The sequence below is a fragment of the Methylobacterium phyllosphaerae genome, assembly GCF_001936175.1.
Taxonomy (GTDB): Bacteria; Pseudomonadota; Alphaproteobacteria; order Rhizobiales; family Beijerinckiaceae; genus Methylobacterium; species Methylobacterium fujisawaense.
In genome coordinates, this window is the sequence record NZ_CP015367.1 from 130500 (window position 1) to 146204 (window position 15705).

Annotated in this window: 13 protein-coding genes; 7 read left to right on the forward strand and 6 right to left on the reverse strand. The window is 68.4% G+C overall.

Translation table 11 applies throughout. The features are described from left to right. Positions 1-153: 153 nt before the first annotated feature. A complete protein-coding gene (locus MCBMB27_RS00615) occupies positions 154-387 on the forward strand; it encodes a hypothetical protein (protein WP_075379630.1) in 234 nt (77 codons plus the stop codon). Between the two features lie 597 nt (positions 388-984). On the opposite strand, the gene mtgA is transcribed toward MCBMB27_RS00615, so the two are convergent. Next, positions 985-1629 (reverse strand): monofunctional biosynthetic peptidoglycan transglycosylase, encoded by a 645-nt coding sequence (gene mtgA, locus MCBMB27_RS00620; RefSeq protein ID WP_043356502.1) that lies wholly within the window; start codon positions 1627-1629, stop codon positions 985-987. A 160-nt stretch (positions 1630-1789) separates the two neighbouring features. On the opposite strand from mtgA, the gene MCBMB27_RS00625 reads away from it, so the two are divergent. After that, positions 1790-2761: a polyprenyl synthetase family protein gene (locus MCBMB27_RS00625; RefSeq protein WP_043356504.1), complete on the forward strand. Its 972-nt coding sequence runs from the start codon at positions 1790-1792 to the stop codon at positions 2759-2761. Positions 2762-3066: 305 nt separating this feature from the next. On the opposite strand, the gene mmsB is transcribed toward MCBMB27_RS00625, so the two are convergent. The 4 genes from mmsB to MCBMB27_RS00650 form a co-directional block, all read right to left on the reverse strand. Then, the gene (gene mmsB / locus MCBMB27_RS00630) at positions 3067-4194 is read right to left on the reverse strand and encodes a multiple monosaccharide ABC transporter permease (protein WP_236952972.1); all 1128 of its coding nucleotides are present in this window, start codon (positions 4192-4194) and stop codon (positions 3067-3069) included. A gap of 95 nt (positions 4195-4289) precedes the next feature. Beyond that, the gene (gene mmsA / locus MCBMB27_RS00635; protein ID WP_075379632.1) at positions 4290-5825 is read right to left on the reverse strand and encodes a multiple monosaccharide ABC transporter ATP-binding protein; all 1536 of its coding nucleotides are present in this window, start codon (positions 5823-5825) and stop codon (positions 4290-4292) included. Positions 5826-5926: 101 nt separating this feature from the next. Continuing rightward, positions 5927-6988 (reverse strand): multiple monosaccharide ABC transporter substrate-binding protein, encoded by a 1062-nt coding sequence (chvE, locus tag MCBMB27_RS00640; RefSeq protein WP_075381840.1) that lies wholly within the window; start codon positions 6986-6988, stop codon positions 5927-5929. An 876-nt stretch (positions 6989-7864) separates the two neighbouring features. Continuing rightward, the gene (locus MCBMB27_RS00650) at positions 7865-8614 is read right to left on the reverse strand and encodes an SDR family oxidoreductase (RefSeq protein ID WP_043383338.1); all 750 of its coding nucleotides are present in this window, start codon (positions 8612-8614) and stop codon (positions 7865-7867) included. A gap of 216 nt (positions 8615-8830) precedes the next feature. Between MCBMB27_RS00650 and MCBMB27_RS00655 the strand changes: the two genes are divergently transcribed. The 5 genes from MCBMB27_RS00655 (at position 8831) to mutS (ending at position 15188) form a co-directional block, all read left to right on the forward strand. Then, complete coding sequence (locus MCBMB27_RS00655; RefSeq protein ID WP_075379634.1) at positions 8831-10564, forward strand: patatin-like phospholipase family protein; 1734 nt, start codon at positions 8831-8833, stop codon at positions 10562-10564. A 101-nt stretch (positions 10565-10665) separates the two neighbouring features. Then, positions 10666-10869: a hypothetical protein gene (locus MCBMB27_RS00660; RefSeq protein ID WP_043356522.1), complete on the forward strand. Its 204-nt coding sequence runs from the start codon at positions 10666-10668 to the stop codon at positions 10867-10869. 70 nt (positions 10870-10939) lie between these two features. After that, complete coding sequence (locus tag MCBMB27_RS00665; RefSeq protein ID WP_043356524.1) at positions 10940-11797, forward strand: alpha/beta fold hydrolase; 858 nt, start codon at positions 10940-10942, stop codon at positions 11795-11797. A 249-nt stretch (positions 11798-12046) separates the two neighbouring features. Beyond that, entirely contained in the window at positions 12047-12340 is a 294-nt protein-coding gene (locus MCBMB27_RS00670) for a hypothetical protein (RefSeq protein WP_043356526.1), read from the forward strand. A 130-nt stretch (positions 12341-12470) separates the two neighbouring features. Further along, positions 12471-15188 carry a DNA mismatch repair protein MutS gene (gene mutS, locus MCBMB27_RS00675; protein WP_043356527.1) on the forward strand — a complete coding sequence of 906 codons (2718 nt, stop codon included), beginning with the start codon at positions 12471-12473 and terminating at the stop codon, positions 15186-15188. Positions 15189-15225: 37 nt separating this feature from the next. On the opposite strand, the gene MCBMB27_RS00680 is transcribed toward mutS, so the two are convergent. Further along, on the reverse strand, positions 15226-15654 hold the full coding sequence (locus MCBMB27_RS00680) for a response regulator (RefSeq protein ID WP_043356529.1): 429 nt from the start codon (positions 15652-15654) through the stop codon (positions 15226-15228). Between the last annotated feature and the right edge of the window lie 51 nt (positions 15655-15705).

Genomic DNA, 15705 nt, shown 5'->3' on the forward strand with positions numbered 1-15705 from the left:
TGTGTGGGTCCGCGTCCTCAGGGGGTGACGCTCCTCTTACAGACCGGATTCGGCCGTTGCTACCGCTGCCGACCCCGATGCTCTTTGAGTGAGCAGGCCCGGCCGAGGGATGTACCAAGCGGCTCTCCCAACTCTGCGAAGGCGGCTCCGCGTATGATCCGCTCAACGGTCCTCACCAGCGATCGCAGCCACGCCGTTCGCCTCGTGAAAGCGGGCACAGTTCCGGCCGACGTCCATCCAGCCGATATCGTGGAGATCGGGCGTTCGCGGGCGATTGTGCCGGAGGGGCACCAGTGGAAAGATCTGTTTCGGTATGAGCCGCGCGCCGGCGACGAATCGATTACAGAACGCGAGAACCTGCCCACGGATTGGCATAAGATTTTCTGATTTTTGGGATATTTACGATACAAATATTTGCATTAAAGCCGCAATGTCATATTGCTCGCCGCATAATATCAACTCAATATAATGGCGTAGCAATTCCTTATCTTGAGCTTACGCCGGGGAAGTACCCGTACGACGCGGGAAATTCTCATGCCAAGCTGAGCGTCGGACGGCGATCACGCATTTCGTTGCGCGGCGCGAGGCAGCGCCCTTCGCCGACAAGGCAGCGGCCGATTGTGGACACGTTCGCGCCGAGCTGCAGCGGGGCGGCACGCCCCGCAACGCGTACTTTACACAAAGTGACGCGCCCGGCGCGAACCCTTCGGACTTCAGACGGGCACGCAGCGCGCCCGGATTGAAAGCGGGATCGGCTATGGTTCGATCCGCCGCCGCTGAAGACCGGATTGCGGACTCGCGCCGATTGCGGACGGCGCGGCTGTCCGGGCGCACGGCACGGACGATGCCGCAACGCTCGGTCCGGGGCTCTGGACTCAGCCGGATCCGCACGACTGAAGCTCACCCGCTGTTGGCCAGGCATCCGTCCCGTCAGCGGCGGCCCCGGGACAGCCGACGATCGCGCCCCTGACCGGGACCGGGCCGCTACCGCCGCACGCAGCCGGTGAGCCCATCGATCTGACCCATCATGGCCTGGATCCGCGCTGCGCGGCGGCGCACGCCTGGAGAGGGGCGACCGGCGCTGCGGGTGATCGGATTGGGCAGGACGGCGGCGAGGAGGGCGGCCTCGTTCCGGGTCAGCCGGCTCGCGTCCTTGCCGAACCAGTGCCGGCTCGCCGCCTGCGCCCCGTAGATACCGTCGCCCCACTCGGCGACGTTGAGGTAGATCTCCATCATCCGGCGCTTGCCCCAGAGCGTGTCGAGCGCCAGCGCCAGCGGGATCTCGACCGCCTTGCGGATGTAGGACCGGCCCGGCCACAGGAAGACGTTTTTGACCGTCTGCATGGCGATGGTCGAGGCGCCGCGGCTCGGCGAATCCTCATCGTCGACCACGTCGCGGATCGCGCCGAAATCGACGCCGTGATCGAGGCAGAAGCGCTGATCCTCGGAGGCGATCACCGCCAGCGGCAGGACGGGCGCGATGCCCGAGAGCGGGACCGGATCGCGGCTCACCGGTTGAAGCGTCAACCACCGCCCGAGCATCAGGGTCGACGGCGGCATCACCGCGCTATAGACGAGCGCCAACGTCAGCGTGAGGACGAATCCGATCGCGGGGAGCAGGAGCAGCATCCCGACGATCCGGCGGACCGGGCGGGAGCGCCGCGGGCGCGCGAGCGGAAGGTCACGACCTGCCGTCTCTCGCCTGCGTCCCGCCCCATCCACCGTGAGTTCGTTCCCGCTCAACTGACGCTCGATTGGTTTCTAAGGCCAGGACCGGACGTAGCGCCCGATGACCCCGACCCCCTCAACGCAGGCACCGACCGGTTCGGTCAAGGCAGGCACGCCAGCCGTCGATTTTACCCACAGGTTGACGGAGGTCGCCGGGAAGGTCGAGACCTTCCTGGTCGAGCGCCTCGGACCGGACGTCGGCCCCGGCGAGATCGCACGGCCGTCCCGCCTGATGGAGGCCATGCGCCACGCGGTGCTCGGCGGCGGCAAGAGGCTGCGGCCGTTCCTCGCCATCGAGACGGCGCGGATGCTGGGCGGATCCGAAGCTGCGGCCCTCGCCGCCGGGGCGGGGGTCGAGCTGATCCATTGCTACAGTCTCGTCCACGACGATCTGCCGGCTATGGACGATGACGACATGCGCCGCGGCAAACCGACGGTGCACAAGGCCTATGACGAAGCCACCGCCATCCTGGTCGGCGACGCCCTGCAGACTTTGGCCTTCGAGATCGTGGCCGATCCGACCTGGCAGCCGGAGGCGCGGATCCGCGCCGACCTCGTCCTCGGCCTTGCCCGTGCCTCGGGCCTGGGCGGCATGGTCGGCGGCCAGCTTCTCGACCTCACCGCCGAGGGCCGGTTCGGCGTTGCCAACATGGACGTGGACGACACCCTGCGGATGCAGGCGATGAAGACCGGGGCGATCCTGGCCTTCTCGGTCGAGGCCGGCGCAATCGTCGGCGGCGCCGACGAGAGCCAGCGGGCCGCCCTGCTGCGCTACGGCCTCGCCCTGGGCCAGGCCTTCCAGATCGCCGACGACATCCTCGACCGGGAGGCCTCGCCGGAGGCCATGGGCAAGGCCACCGGCAAGGACAAGGATGCCGGCAAGGCGACGCTGGTCGATCGTCTCGGCATCGACGGCGCGCGCGCCGAATGCGACCGCCTCGTCGGTGTCTGCGAGGACGCGGTCTCGTCTTGGGGCGAGGGCGCGCGCATCCTGCGGGACGCCGCCCGCTTCACGGTGGCGCGCAAAACCTGAGCGTTTCGGCAGTGCCGTCCCCTATCGGCGTCGATCCGGTGGGGGGAGGAGGAAGGCCGGACGGGTGAAGCCGCCCGGATCAGGCGCGGCGGCTTCGTGGGTCCGGTGCGCCGCCGCGAGAGCCGCAGGGCGGCGCTGGCCTGCGGGACATGGGCGCCCGCGGGGCTGCGGGCCTTGCGACCGCAGCGCATCGGCACAGATCGGCACCGTTCCATTCGGATCCGGGGGAAGCGGACCCGCGCGGGCCGATCGCCGCTTGCGCGGACGTGGTCCGGTCTCGGTCTGTCGCGGCGCAGACCGGCTGTTCAGAGCCGGTTGTTCTTGTTGTGGACATCCAGGCACACGGCGGCGAGCAGTACGACGCCCTTGATCACCTGCTGCCAGTCGACGCCGATTCCCAGGATCGACATGCCGTTGTTCATGATGCCGATGATGAACGCGCCGATCACCACGCCTGACACCTTGCCGATGCCGCCGGCCGCCGAGGCGCCGCCGATGAAGCAAGCCGCGATCACGTCGAGCTCCAAGCCGACGCCGGCCTTCGAGTTCGCTGTGTTGAGTCGGGCGACGAAGATCATGCCGGCGAGGCCGGCGAGCGCACCCATATTGGCAAAGGTCAGGAAGGTGAGGCGCTCGGTCTTGATGCCGGAGAGGCGGGCCGCCTTGATATTGCCGCCCAGCGCATAGATCCGGCGCCCGATCGTCGTCCGCGTGGTGACGAAGCCGTAGAGCATCACCAGCGCCAGCAGGACGAGCAGGACGTTGGGCAGGCCCCGATAGGCACTCATCTGCCACGCGAAGGCAAGGATGAGGACGGCGGTGACACCGTTGCGGCCGATGAAGCTCGCCACGCTCTGCGCCGCCTCTCCGGTCCTCACCTGCGCCTGCCGCCGCCGCCAGTTCAAACCGACCAGCGAGGCGACGAAGACAAGCGCGATCAGGAGGGACGTCGCGGGTCCGGCGAAGTTGGAGAGGAAGCCCTTGGCCAGCAGCTGGAACACTTCCGGAAAGGGGCCGATGGAGGTGCCCTGCAGCAGCACCTGGGTCAGGCCTCGGAACACCATCATCCCGGACAGGGTGACGATGAAGCTCGGTATGGCGAGATAGGCCACGAAGTAGCCCTGCAATCCGCCGATGACCGCGCCGACCGCGAGGCACAGAAGGGAGGCGGAGAGCGGGTCGAAACCGAAGCGGACCATCAGCAGCGCCGCGAGCGCGCCGACGAAGCCGACCACGGATCCGATCGACAGATCGATGTGGCCGGCCACGATGACGAGCAGCATCCCGAGCGCCATCACGACGACGTAGCTGTTCTGCAGGATGAGGTTCGTCAGGTTCAGCGGCTGGAACAGGACGCCGCCGGTGGCGACTTCGAAGAACACCGTGATCACCGCCAGCGCGAAGAGCAGCCCGTAGGTCCGCAATTGCGTCATCGGCAGCCGGCCGCGTCGGCCCCGCGGCTCGCTTGCGGCCGTGTCGCCGCCAACGTCGCCGCCGGGAAGCATGGACTTGCTCATCGTGATGTCGGTCATCCGTTCAGGCCCTTGGAGCGCATGATCGCGCGCATGATCGCTTCCTGGCTGGCCTCGGCGCGCGAGAACTCGGCAACGAAGCGTCCCTCGTTCATGACGTAGATGCGGTCGCAGAGGCCGAGCAGCTCCGGCATCTCCGAAGAGATCATCAGGACACCGCGCCCGTCTTCGGCCAGTTCGTTGATGATGCTGTAGATTTCGTACTTGGCGCCGACATCGATGCCCCGGGTCGGCTCGTCGAGGATCAGCACCTTGGGCTGGGTGAACAGCCACTTGCTCAGCACGACCTTCTGCTGGTTGCCGCCGGACAGATTGACGGTCTGCTGCGTCACCCCGAAGGAGCGGATGCGCATCTTGGTGCGATAGCCGCCGGCGACCCGCTGCTCGGCCTCCTCGTCGATCACCGTCGCGGTCGAGATTCCGGGAAGGTTCGCCAAAGTCGTGTTCCGGGCGATGTCTTCGCCCAGCACGAGCCCGAGCTGCTTGCGGTCCTCGGTCACATAGGCGATGCCCGCAGCGATCGCCCGGTCGATCGTCGAGACGTCGACTTCGGCGCCGTCGATCCGGACGGTGCCGCGGACGCCCTGACCGTAGGAGCGGCCGAAGAGGCTCATGGCGAGTTCCGTTCGGCCCGCGCCCATCAGGCCGGCGATCCCGACGATCTCGCCCCTGCGCAGGGTCAGGCTGACGTCGCGCACCACCGCGCGATCGCCGTGAAGCGGGTGGTGAACGGTCCAGCCGCAGACCTCCATCAGAAGGTCGCCGATCCGCGGCGTCCGCACCGGATAGCGGTTCTCCAGTGTGCGACCGACCATGGCCCGGATGATGCGGTCCTCATCGACCGCGCCGCTGCGGCAGTCCAGGGTCTCGACGGTGGTGCCGTCGCGCAGGACGGTGATCCGGTCGGCCACCTTCGCGATCTCGTTGAGCTTGTGGGAGATCAGGATCGACGCGATGCCCTGCGCCTTGAAGCGCAGCAGAAGCTGCAGCAGGGCTTCGCTGTCCGTCTCGCTGAGGCTCGCGGTCGGCTCATCGAGGATCAGCAGCTTGACCTCCTTGGAGAGCGCCTTGGCGATCTCCACGAGTTGCTGCTTGCCGACACCGAGATGGGTGACGAGGGTGTCGGGGCTCTCATCGAGGCCCACCATCGCCATCAGCTCACGCGCCCGAGCGGAAACCCGGCCCCGGTCGATGATCCCGAAGCGGGCCGGCTCGTTGCCGAGGAAGATGTTCTCGGCGATCGACAGATAGGGGACCAGGGCCAGTTCCTGGTGGATGATGACGATTCCGAGGCGCTCGCTGTCGGAGATGTTCCGGAACTGGCCGGGCCGGCCCTCATAGGTGATGCAGCCCGCGTAGGATCCGTGGGGATAGACGCCGCTCAGAACCTTCATCAGCGTCGATTTCCCGGCACCGTTCTCGCCGACGAGTGCGAGGATCTCGGCGGGCTCGACGGTGAGGTTGACGTCGTCGAGGGCCTTCACGCCGGGGAAGGTCTTGGAGATTCCCCGCATTTCGAGGACGGGCTGCATGCGACGCCTACCAGCTCGGACTGCACCTTCGGCCCCCGCGCCGGCTCGTGCGGCGCGAGGATGGGAATCGCCGGAGCCGGCGGGCTCCGGCCAGGCTTCGATCACTTGAGCTGGTCGAGGGTGTAGTAGCCCGTATCGACGAGGGCCGATTTCCAGTTGGCCTTGGTGACGATCACCGGCGTCAGCAGGTAGGACGGGACGATCTTCTTGCCGTTGTTGTAGGTCTTCACGTCGTTGACCTCGGGCTGCTGGCCAGCCTCGATGGCGTCGATCATCGCCACCGTCACTTTCGCCAGATCCCGGGTGTCCTTGAAGATCGTAGCCGTCTGCTCGCCCGCGATGATCGACTTGACCGATTGCAGCTCGGCATCCTGGCCGCTGACCACCGGCAACGTCACACCGCCGGACCCGTAGCCCACGCTCTTGACCGAGGAGAGGATGGCCGTGGAGATGCCGTCATAGGGCGACAGCACGGCATCGAGATGCGTGGTGCCGTAATAGGCCGAGAGCAGGTTATCCATCCGGGCCTGGGCAGTCGCCGGATCCCACCGCAGGATCGAGACCTTGTCCATGCCGAACTGGCCCGAGCGGACCACGAGCTTCTTCGAATCCAGGTATGGTTTCAGCACCGACAGGGCGCCGTCGTAGAAAAAGTATGCGTTATTGTCGTCGGGCGAACCGCCGAACAGCTCGATGTTGAAGGGCCCCTTGCCCTCCTTCAGCCCGAGGGCGTCGACAATCGACGTGGCCTGCTGAACGCCTACGTTATAGTTGTCGAAAGTCGCATAGTAATCAACGTTCGGCGTTCCCTTGATCAGCCGGTCATAGGCGATGACGGTGACGCCCCGTTCATGGGCCTTGGCCAGGACATCACTCAGGGTCGTGCCGTCGATGGAGGCGACCACCAAGATCTTTGCCCCCTTGGTGAGCATGTTCTCGATCTGGGCGAGCTGCGTCGGGATGTCGTCGTCCGCGTATTGCAGGTCGGGTTTGTAGCCTTTGGCCTTCAGCAATCGGACGATGTTGTTGCCGTCGTCGATCCAGCGCTGGGAGGATTTCGTCGGCATGGCGACACCGATGGGATCGCTGCCCGCGGCCTGTGTTGATGTCACGGCGAGCGCCCCCAGAAGCGCAGCACTCAGTATTGACGGTCCGGAGCGCAATTTCTTCTTGGCTATCCGGGAAATCCACTGCTTGATGATCATGATTTTCCCCCTTCTTATCGTTATATTTATCCGATCAAATTGACGATCTTGCTTTGCCGAGATCGCTAAATACGAAACCAATGAACCGTTTTATTGGTATAATCACCAATGCAAACGGTCGTACACTGTAATACAGCTGACGTATTGCGCACGAAACGGCCGCACATATCTATTCGCCGGACCCATTGAGACTTTTTGACCGGGCCTGGGGCTCTTCAAAAGGTCGCCTACCGGAACCGCCGACGTCAGCGCGCAGGACGCGCGATCTCCTCTCCTATGGGGTTGGCTGCATCCAACCCGTTTTTAGCGACCAATTTGTATGAGTTATGGATTGGGCCGTCAATCGGCCCGCTTGGCTTTGCGCGTCAAAAATACGTGGCTATGCCGGGCGCGAGAGCCATGCGCGGCAGGTCGAGTGTCAGGGCGCTGACGGCCGCCTCTCGGCCACGATCGGGCGACCATCGGACACGACAAGGTCGCCTGTCGGGGTCACCGCTTCGCTGTCGCCGTGCTGCATGGCATCCCGACCGGACAGGAGAAGATTGCGACGACGTGATCGGCCCGGCCGGCTCGCCGGATCGATTCAGGGGTCACCTTCATGCGCAACGCGCTGTGCGTGCTTCGCGCGATCAGCGAAGTTCCGGCGGCCGCGATCGCGATCCGCCACTGGAACGAGGCTCGACCATGGGGCCGCGGGGCGACCGGCGCGACCATGTCCGGTCGGTTCTGGGCATAGCGCTCAAAACGCACCGCAGGAGGCGTACCTGGACAACACCGGGCTGACCCCGGGGGCCGCCCATCGACGGCGGCCGACCGTCGCGAATCCGGGGCGGCTCAGCCGCGCCCGACGAACGGCATCTTGGTGGCCATGATCGTCATGAACTGCACGTTCGCCTCCAGCGGCAGGCTCGCCATTGAGAGCACCGCCTGACCCACATGGTCGGGATCCATCACCGCCTCGGCACGCAGGGAGCCGTCCGCCTGCGGGACACCGGCCTTCATCTTTCCGCCCATGGGCGTATCGGCATTGCCGATGTCGATCTGTCCGCAGGCGATGTCATAGGCGCGCCCATCGAGGGAAGTCGCCTTGGTCAGCCCCGTCACGGCGTGCTTGGTCGCCGTGTAGGCGATGGAATTCGGCCGGGGCGCGTGCGCCGAGATCGAGCCGTTGTTGATGATCCGGCCGCCCCGGGGATTCTGATCGCGCATGATCCGAAAGGCATGCTGCGTGCACAGGAACAGGGCGGTGAGGTTGGTATCGACCACCTGCCGCCAAGTCTCGAGCGGCAGATCCTCCAGCGGAACCGCCGGGGCGCCGATGCCGGCATTGTTGAACAGCAGGTCGAGGCGGCCGAATTCCGCCCGCGTGCGGGCGAACAGGGCGGCGATCGAGTCGGGATCGGTCACGTCGGTGGACACCGCGAGTGCCCCGTCGCCGATCTGCGCCGCGACGTCGTCCAGGGGCTCCCGACGCCGCCCCGAAAGCACGACGCGCCATCCGGCGCCGGCGAGGGCCAGGGCGGCAGCCTTGCCGACCCCCGTCCCAGCCCCGGTCACGATCGCGATTCGCTCAGCCGTCGACATGCGTTCCTCCCGGTTCCGGCGTTGCTCCGCCTGTAGCGGATGGCCGGCGCGGCGCGAAGAGATCAGCGTTTCAGATGCGCGCCGCGGTCACGGTGCGTAGCGACGGGACGCCTGCTCTATGGTGGCGCGTCGCGCGCCGGACGGGGAGGGGGACGGAACGATGGGGCTCAGTGTGTCGCCAGGGCTGCGCCAGACGATCGCCGCGGCGGTGGCAGGGTGAGCGCCCCCGAGATCCCGTTCCTGGCCGGGCTCGACGCGGCGGCGGTAGCGGCCGTTCGGGCCCGCATGGTGCCGGTTGCGGTTCCGGGTGGCCGGATCCTGTTCGAGCAGGGCGAGACCGGAAACGCCCTCTACACGCTCGTCTCCGGCGTGGTCGGCGTCTCCACCCGCGACCACGCCGGTCGGCCGACCCGGATCGCGCGCCTGCGCCCCCCCGAAACCTTCGGCGAGATGGCCCTGCTGTCGGACGCTCCGCGGGCGGCCACCGTGGTGGCCCTGCGCGATTCGCATCTCCTGCGGCTCACCCGGGATGCCTTCGAGGCGGTCATCGCCGAGCATCCGCACACGCTCCTCTACTTCGCCCGGATGCTCGCCGACCGCCTGCGGGCGATCTACGATGGCCATTCGGTCCACCATGCGCCGCGAATCTTCACGATCCTGGCCGTGACGGAGGGGCCCGATCCGGCCCATGTTGCGCGGCAACTCGCCGGCGCCTTCGACGCCCTGCTGCCCGGCGCAACCGGCTGTCTCACCGACTGGCCGGAGGGGGCTGACGAGGCCTGGTTCCAGGCCTTCGAGGGCGGCCATGCGCGCACGATCTTCGCAGCGCACGACATCGACTGCCCCTGGTGCCGGCAGAGCCAGCGGCGCGGCGACCACGTCCTGCTCCTGGCCGAGCCCGGCGCGCCGCCGCGGCCCGGCGCGGCAGCCTATCTCGACCGGGTCCGCTCCGATTGGATCCGGATGGATCTCGTCGTCCGCCAGGATCCGGCGGCCCGGCGCCCGAAGCCCCTGCATCCGGAGGTCGCCGCCCTGCCTGCAGCGATGCGAATCCAGCTTCGAGACGGCAATCGGGGCGATCTGCATCGCCTCGCCCGGCTCGCCAGCGGCGCCGCACGGGGCCTCGTCCTCGGCGGGGGCGGAGCGCGCGGGCTGGCCCATCTCGGGGTGCTGAAGGCCCTCGACGAGGTCGCCTGCACGCCGGATTTCGTCGGCGGGACCAGCATGGGCGCGATCATCGCGGCGAGCCTCGCCATGGGCTGGAACGTCGCGGAGATCCAGGCGCAGATCGAGGCGTTCTTCGCCACCAGCAATCCGATCAACGACTACACGCTGCCGCTGCACGCCCTGACCCGCGGCGCCAAGGTCGATACCGGTCTCGCGGCGCGTTACGGGGGGGTGTGCATCGAGGATCTCTGGCTGCCGTTCTTCTGCGTCTCGTCGAACCTGACCACCGGCAGCACCATGGTGCATCGCTCGGGCGACCTGCCGAAAGCCCTGCGGGCCAGCATCGCGATTCCCGGCCTCCTGCCGCCGGTGCTCTGCGACGAGGGCGTCCTGGTCGATGGCGGCATGATGAACAACCTGCCGGCGGATGTCGCCGCCGGGCTGGAGCGCGGACCGGTTCTGGCCGTCGATGTCGGGACCGACCGGGCGTTCCAGGACATGCCGCAGCGCGGCTGGAGCGGCCGGCTCGTACGCAAGCTGATCGGCTCGCCGCTGGCGATGCCGGGTCTGGCACCGCTGCTGCTGCGCGCCGCAACCGTGTCGAGCGACGCCCAGAGCCTGATGGCGGCGGCGCACGCGACCGCCGTGCTCAAGCCCCAGCTCTCCGGCATCGATCTGCGCGCCTGGTCGCGCTTCCGCGAATCGGCGGAACTCGGCTACCGGGAAACCCGCGCCGGCCTTGCGACCGGGAGGCTCGCGCGCTGGCTCGACCCGGTGCGCTGAGATGTCCGCGTGCGGCGGCGCACGCGCGGGTCCCTCGGCCCTGTAACTCCGGGCATTCGGTGACGATGTCTCCTACAGGATGTCCTTTGGAGATCAGAGCCATGCCCCACACTGCGACGCCTCCGACCGACACCGTGACCGGTTCCGAGCGGGACCGGACCGCTCCGGACGATCGCTCCGCACCGCACGCCCTGCTGCACGGGGCCGCCTTCGTCCTCCTGTGCCTCTGGACCCGGACTGCGCCGGAGCGCCTGCGCGACCAGCTCTCGCCTGAGGCGGAAACCTGCGGCGCGCTCGGCTTCTGAGCGGATCGGATCTGGACGCGGAGGCGTTTCCCGCCGCCGGCGAGGCGGGCAGGACGGAGCGCACGAGAACATGACCGTCGCGGGTGTGAGGTTGCGCCGGGTCGAGTTGCCGGAGGTGGGCCTGAACGTGGCCGAGGCGGGTCTCGAGACAGGACCGCCGACCATCCTGCTGCACGGTTTTCCCGAATTCTGGTTCGGCTGGCGCCATCAGATCGGGCCTCTCGCCGAGGCGGGTCTGCGGGTGATCGCGCCGGACCAGCGCGGCTACGGCCTCAGCGACAAGCCCGCGGGGATCGCCGCCTATCACCTGGATCGTCTGGCAGGCGACGTTCTGGCCCTGGCTGACGCCTATGGCGCTCCCACGGTCCGCCTGGTCGGCCATGATTGGGGCGGCCTCGTCGCGTGGTGGGTGGCGAGCCGCCATCCCGAGCGGATCGACCGGCTGGCGATCCTCAACGCGCCGCATCCCGCCGTGGTCGGCACCTACATGCGGCACCATCCGGGCCAGTGGCTGCGCAGCACCTATGTCGGCCTGTTCCAGATCCCGCACCTGCCCGAACGGCTGCTCACGGCCGATCGCTGCCGGGCCCTGCGCCGCGCGCTGACGACCACAAGCCGCCCCGGCGCCTTCGCGCAGGCCGACCTCGACCGCTACGTCGAGGCGTGGCTGCAGCCGGACGCGATGACCGGCATGCTGAACTGGTACCGGGCCCTGGTGCGACTTCCCCGGGCGCGGCCGCCCCGGGTCCGCGTCCCGGCGTTGATCCTCTGGGGGCGACGGGACACCGCGCTACAATCCGGCTTGGCGGAAGCCAGTCTCGCTCTCTGCGACGCGGGGCGCATCCAATGGTACGCGCAGGCCAGCCACTGGCTGGCGCATGAGGAACCCGCTTCGGTCAGCGCCGACCTCCGCACCTTCCTGTGCTGAACCCGTGTTCTGAACCACCGAGCGAACACGGCTTCTCGCCCGCCGCCCGGGCTGAGGTGAGAGCCGAAATCAATGCACGGACGGGTATCGCCGATCCCGGCACCGTCCCGCCCGGAGACGCGACGGCTGCCGCATCGGTCCGCACGCCGTCCAAAGAACGGGTATTATTTTTAACGCCCTGATCCGGAACATTACGATCACTTGTTTCTTAGCTGGTGGCTCATAGAAGCTGATCGGAGCTACTCCACGATGTCTGTTCGTTCTTTTCTAACCGCGGGTGTGGTCTTCGGTGGCCTTCTGGCCGGAACCGTCGCGTCGCAGGCCGCGCCGGCGATGGCGCAGCCCGGTCTGACGGGATCTGATATGGTCGAGACCGTTGCGATGCATCGGCATTACCGCATGCACCGCCATCACTCGGCCCGGCACCACCGCCGGATGCGGCGCATGAACACGATGCGCCACGGCGACCCGAACGCCCGCAATCCGTCGCGCCCCGGCTACCAGCAGCAGCTCGGCAACACCACGGGCGGCCCGCGCCACTGAGTTCCTAACGGCGCTCGGACCCGCGCTGCGTGCGTCGGATCCGGGCGCCATCCACCGGCGATACGCCTTCTCCCCAGCTGCGTCGGCTTGAGCGGCCTGATTCGCCGTCGACGCTCTGCTAAGAGGCGGCATGGCCCGAACCGCCGTCCGCCCCGCCGCCGATACGACGCCCACGCCCGGTCTGGACCCGGCCGGCGCCACGCCGATGATGGCGCAATACATCGAGATCAAGGCTGCGAATCCGGACTGTCTCCTGTTCTACAGGATGGGCGACTTCTACGAGCTGTTCTTCGAGGATGCGGAGATCGCGTCCCGGGCGCTCGGCATCGTCCTGACGAAGCGCGGCAAGCACGCGGGCAGCGAGATCCCGATGTGCGGCGTGCCGGTCGACCGGTCCGACGACTATCTGAATCGCCTCATCGCCCTCGGTCACCGGGTGGCGGTCTGTGAGCAGACCGAGGATCCGGCCGAGGCCAAGAAGCGTGGGCCGAAATCCGTGGTCCGCCGCGAGGTCGTGCGGCTCGTCACCCCCGGCACGATCACCGAGGATCGGCTCCTCGACCCGGCCCGGGCGAACCTGCTCCTGGCGATCGGCCGCCGGAAGACCGGTGAGGGTGCCGTCGCCTACGGCCTCGCCGCGGTGGACATCTCCACCGGCCGCTTCTCCTTGAGCGAGGTCGCGGGCGGCGACCTGTCCGGTGCCATTGCCCGGCACGACCCGCGGGAGATCGTCCTGTCGGAGGCGATCCACGCCGATCCGGCCCTCGCGCGGATCTGGCAGGAGAGCCGCGCCGCGATCGTGCCCCTGGCCCAGGCCGAGCTTGAGCCCGCGGCCGCCGAGCGGCGCCTGCGCGAGCAGTACGGGGTCTCGACCCTGGAGGGGTTCGGCCAATTCACCCGGGCCGAGATCGCGGCGGCCGGGGCCGCGCTGCTCTACATCGGCCGCACGCAGCTCGCCGCGCGACCACCGCTCACGGTTCCGACCCGCGAGGATGGCGGCGCGACCCTGGCGATCGATGCGGCGACGCGCGCCAATCTCGAACTCACCCGCACCCTGTCGGGCGAGCGGACGGGAAGCCTGCTCGCCACGATCGACCGGACCGTGACGGCAAATGGTGCCCGGCTGCTGGCCGAGCACTTGGCCGGCCCGCTCACCCATCTCGACGCCATTACCCGGCGGCACGCGGCGGTGGCCCATCTGGTCGAGGACGGCCGCCTGCGCGGCAGCCTGCGCGACGCCCTTGCGCGGGCCCCCGACCTCGCCCGGGCGCTGTCGCGAACCGGCCTCGGCCGTGCGGGACCGCGCGACCTCGCGGCCATCCGCGACGGCCTCGCCGTGGCGGCGGATCTCGGCGCCCGACTCGCTGCGATTCCCGACCTCCCGGAGGATCTCGCCCGGCTGGCCGAGCATTTGGCGGAGGCCAACCCGGACCTCATCGCCACCCTGGCGGCGGCGCTGGCCGACGATCTGCCGCTGAGCCGGCGCGACGGCGGCTTCGTGCGGGCGGGGTATCATCCGGAGATCGACGAGGCGCGGACCCTGGGTCAGGATTCCCGCAAGGTGATCGCCGCCTTGCAGGCACGCTACGCCGAGCAGACCGGCTGCCGCACCCTGCGGATCAAGCACAACAACCTCCTGGGCTTTTTCATCGAGGTTCCGCAATCCGTCGGCGAGGCCTGCCTGAAGGGTCTCCAGAGCGAGTTCGTCCACCGCCAGACCATGGTGGACGCCATGCGCTTCACCAGCGTCGAACTGGGCGAACTCGAGTCGAAGATCTCGGGCGCCTCCGACCGGGCGCTCGCCCTGGAAGCGGCCGTCTTCGACGACCTCGCGGCCCGCGTCTTGGCTCAGGCCGAGGCCATCGCCGAGGTGGCCGAGGCCCTCGCGGGTCTCGATGTGGCGGCGAGCCACGCCGAACTCGCCGTCGAACTCGACTGGCGCCGGCCCGTCGTCGATGAGTCCTTGAGCTTCGTCGTGGTCGGCGGGCGCCATCCGGTGGTCGAGGCGGCTCTGCGCCGGGCGGGCGAGCCGTTCATCGCCAATGATTGCGACCTGTCGGGCGATACCCGCGGCCGGATCCGCCTGATCACCGGCCCGAACATGGGCGGCAAATCGACCTTCCTGCGCCAGAACGCGCTGATCGCCGTGCTCGCCCAGATGGGCGCCTTCGTGCCGGCTGCGGAGGCGCGCATCGGCCGGGTCGACCGGCTGTTCTCCCGGGTCGGCGCCGCGGACGACCTCGCCCGTGGCCAGTCGACGTTCATGGTCGAGATGGTCGAGACCGCCGCGATCCTGAATCAGGCGACCCGGCGCTCCCTGGTGATCCTGGACGAGATCGGCCGCGGCACCGCGACCTTCGACGGCCTGTCGATCGCCTGGGCGTGCCTGGAGCATCTCCACGAGGTGAATGCCTGTCGGGCGCTCTTCGCGACGCATTTCCACGAGTTGACCGCCCTCGGTGACCGGCTGGCGCGGCTGGACAATGCGACCCTGAAGGTGGCCGAGCATCGGGACGGCGTCGTGTTTCTGCACGAGGTCGTGCCCGGCGTCGCCGAGCGCAGCTACGGCCTGCAGGTGGCGCGGCTCGCAGGTCTGCCGGGCAGCGTCGTGACCCGGGCCGGGGCGATCCTCAAGAGTCTCGAGAAGGCCGAGATGGGCCGCCCCGCGCGCGCGCGGATCGACGACCTGCCGCTCTTTGCCGCCCTGGCGCCACCACCGCCGCCGGAGCCGCCGCAGGAGGACCCGCTGGGCGCGCTCCTCGACGCCATCGACCCCGACGCCCTGACGCCGCGGGAAGCGCTGGATGCGCTCTACCGGTTGAAGCGCGAGCGAGCGACGCGAAGCTGAGACGGCGAAGCCCCGTAGCGACGCGCCTCGACGCGCGTCAGACGGGCGCGGGCGAGAACCCGTCCGGACAGGCCGGCCCGTGGCGACCGGCCCGGCGATCGGCCACGTAGTCGAGGGTGCTGGCCACGACGCGCTCGGAATAGGGTTTCGCGATCACGCCGATCGCCCCGGCGAAATCCGCCGGAATGCGCTTGGCGTTGGCGGTCATGAACACCACCGTGGTGCGTCGGTCGGCCGAGAGCGCCCTGGCGACGTCGATTCCGGTCGGACCGTCGACGAGGTGGATGTCCACGAGCGCAACGTCGGGCGCGGTGGAGCGGCCCATGGCGATCGCCTCGGTGGCGTTGCCGGCGACACCGACCGTGACATGCCCGAGATCGTCCAGCAGGCATTCCAGCTCGAGGGCGATCAGGGCCTCGTCCTCCACCACGAGGATGCGGAGCGCGGCGGCGTTCCCGGTCCCCATGCGTTCATCGTCCTCCGGCCCCGTGGCCGCCGAGCTTGAAGCCTGCACGTC

Coding starts and splice junctions, on each gene's coding strand:
- mutS (WP_043356527.1), top strand. CDS start 12,471: ATGGCCCGAACCGCCGTCCGCCCCGCCGCCGATACGACGCCCACGCCC.
- MCBMB27_RS00650 (WP_043383338.1), bottom strand. CDS start 8,614: ATGTCGACGGCTGAGCGAATCGCGATCGTGACCGGGGCTGGGACGGGG.
- mmsB (WP_236952972.1), bottom strand. CDS start 4,194: ATGACGCAATTGCGGACCTACGGGCTGCTCTTCGCGCTGGCGGTGATC.
- MCBMB27_RS00660 (WP_043356522.1), top strand. CDS start 10,666: ATGCCCCACACTGCGACGCCTCCGACCGACACCGTGACCGGTTCCGAG.
- MCBMB27_RS00625 (WP_043356504.1), top strand. CDS start 1,790: ATGACCCCGACCCCCTCAACGCAGGCACCGACCGGTTCGGTCAAGGCA.
- mmsA (WP_075379632.1), bottom strand. CDS start 5,825: ATGCAGCCCGTCCTCGAAATGCGGGGAATCTCCAAGACCTTCCCCGGC.
- MCBMB27_RS00665 (WP_043356524.1), top strand. CDS start 10,940: ATGACCGTCGCGGGTGTGAGGTTGCGCCGGGTCGAGTTGCCGGAGGTG.
- mtgA (WP_043356502.1), bottom strand. CDS start 1,629: ATGCTGCTCCTGCTCCCCGCGATCGGATTCGTCCTCACGCTGACGTTG.
- MCBMB27_RS00615 (WP_075379630.1), top strand. CDS start 154: ATGATCCGCTCAACGGTCCTCACCAGCGATCGCAGCCACGCCGTTCGC.
- MCBMB27_RS00670 (WP_043356526.1), top strand. CDS start 12,047: ATGTCTGTTCGTTCTTTTCTAACCGCGGGTGTGGTCTTCGGTGGCCTT.
- MCBMB27_RS00680 (WP_043356529.1), bottom strand. CDS start 15,654: ATGGGGACCGGGAACGCCGCCGCGCTCCGCATCCTCGTGGTGGAGGAC.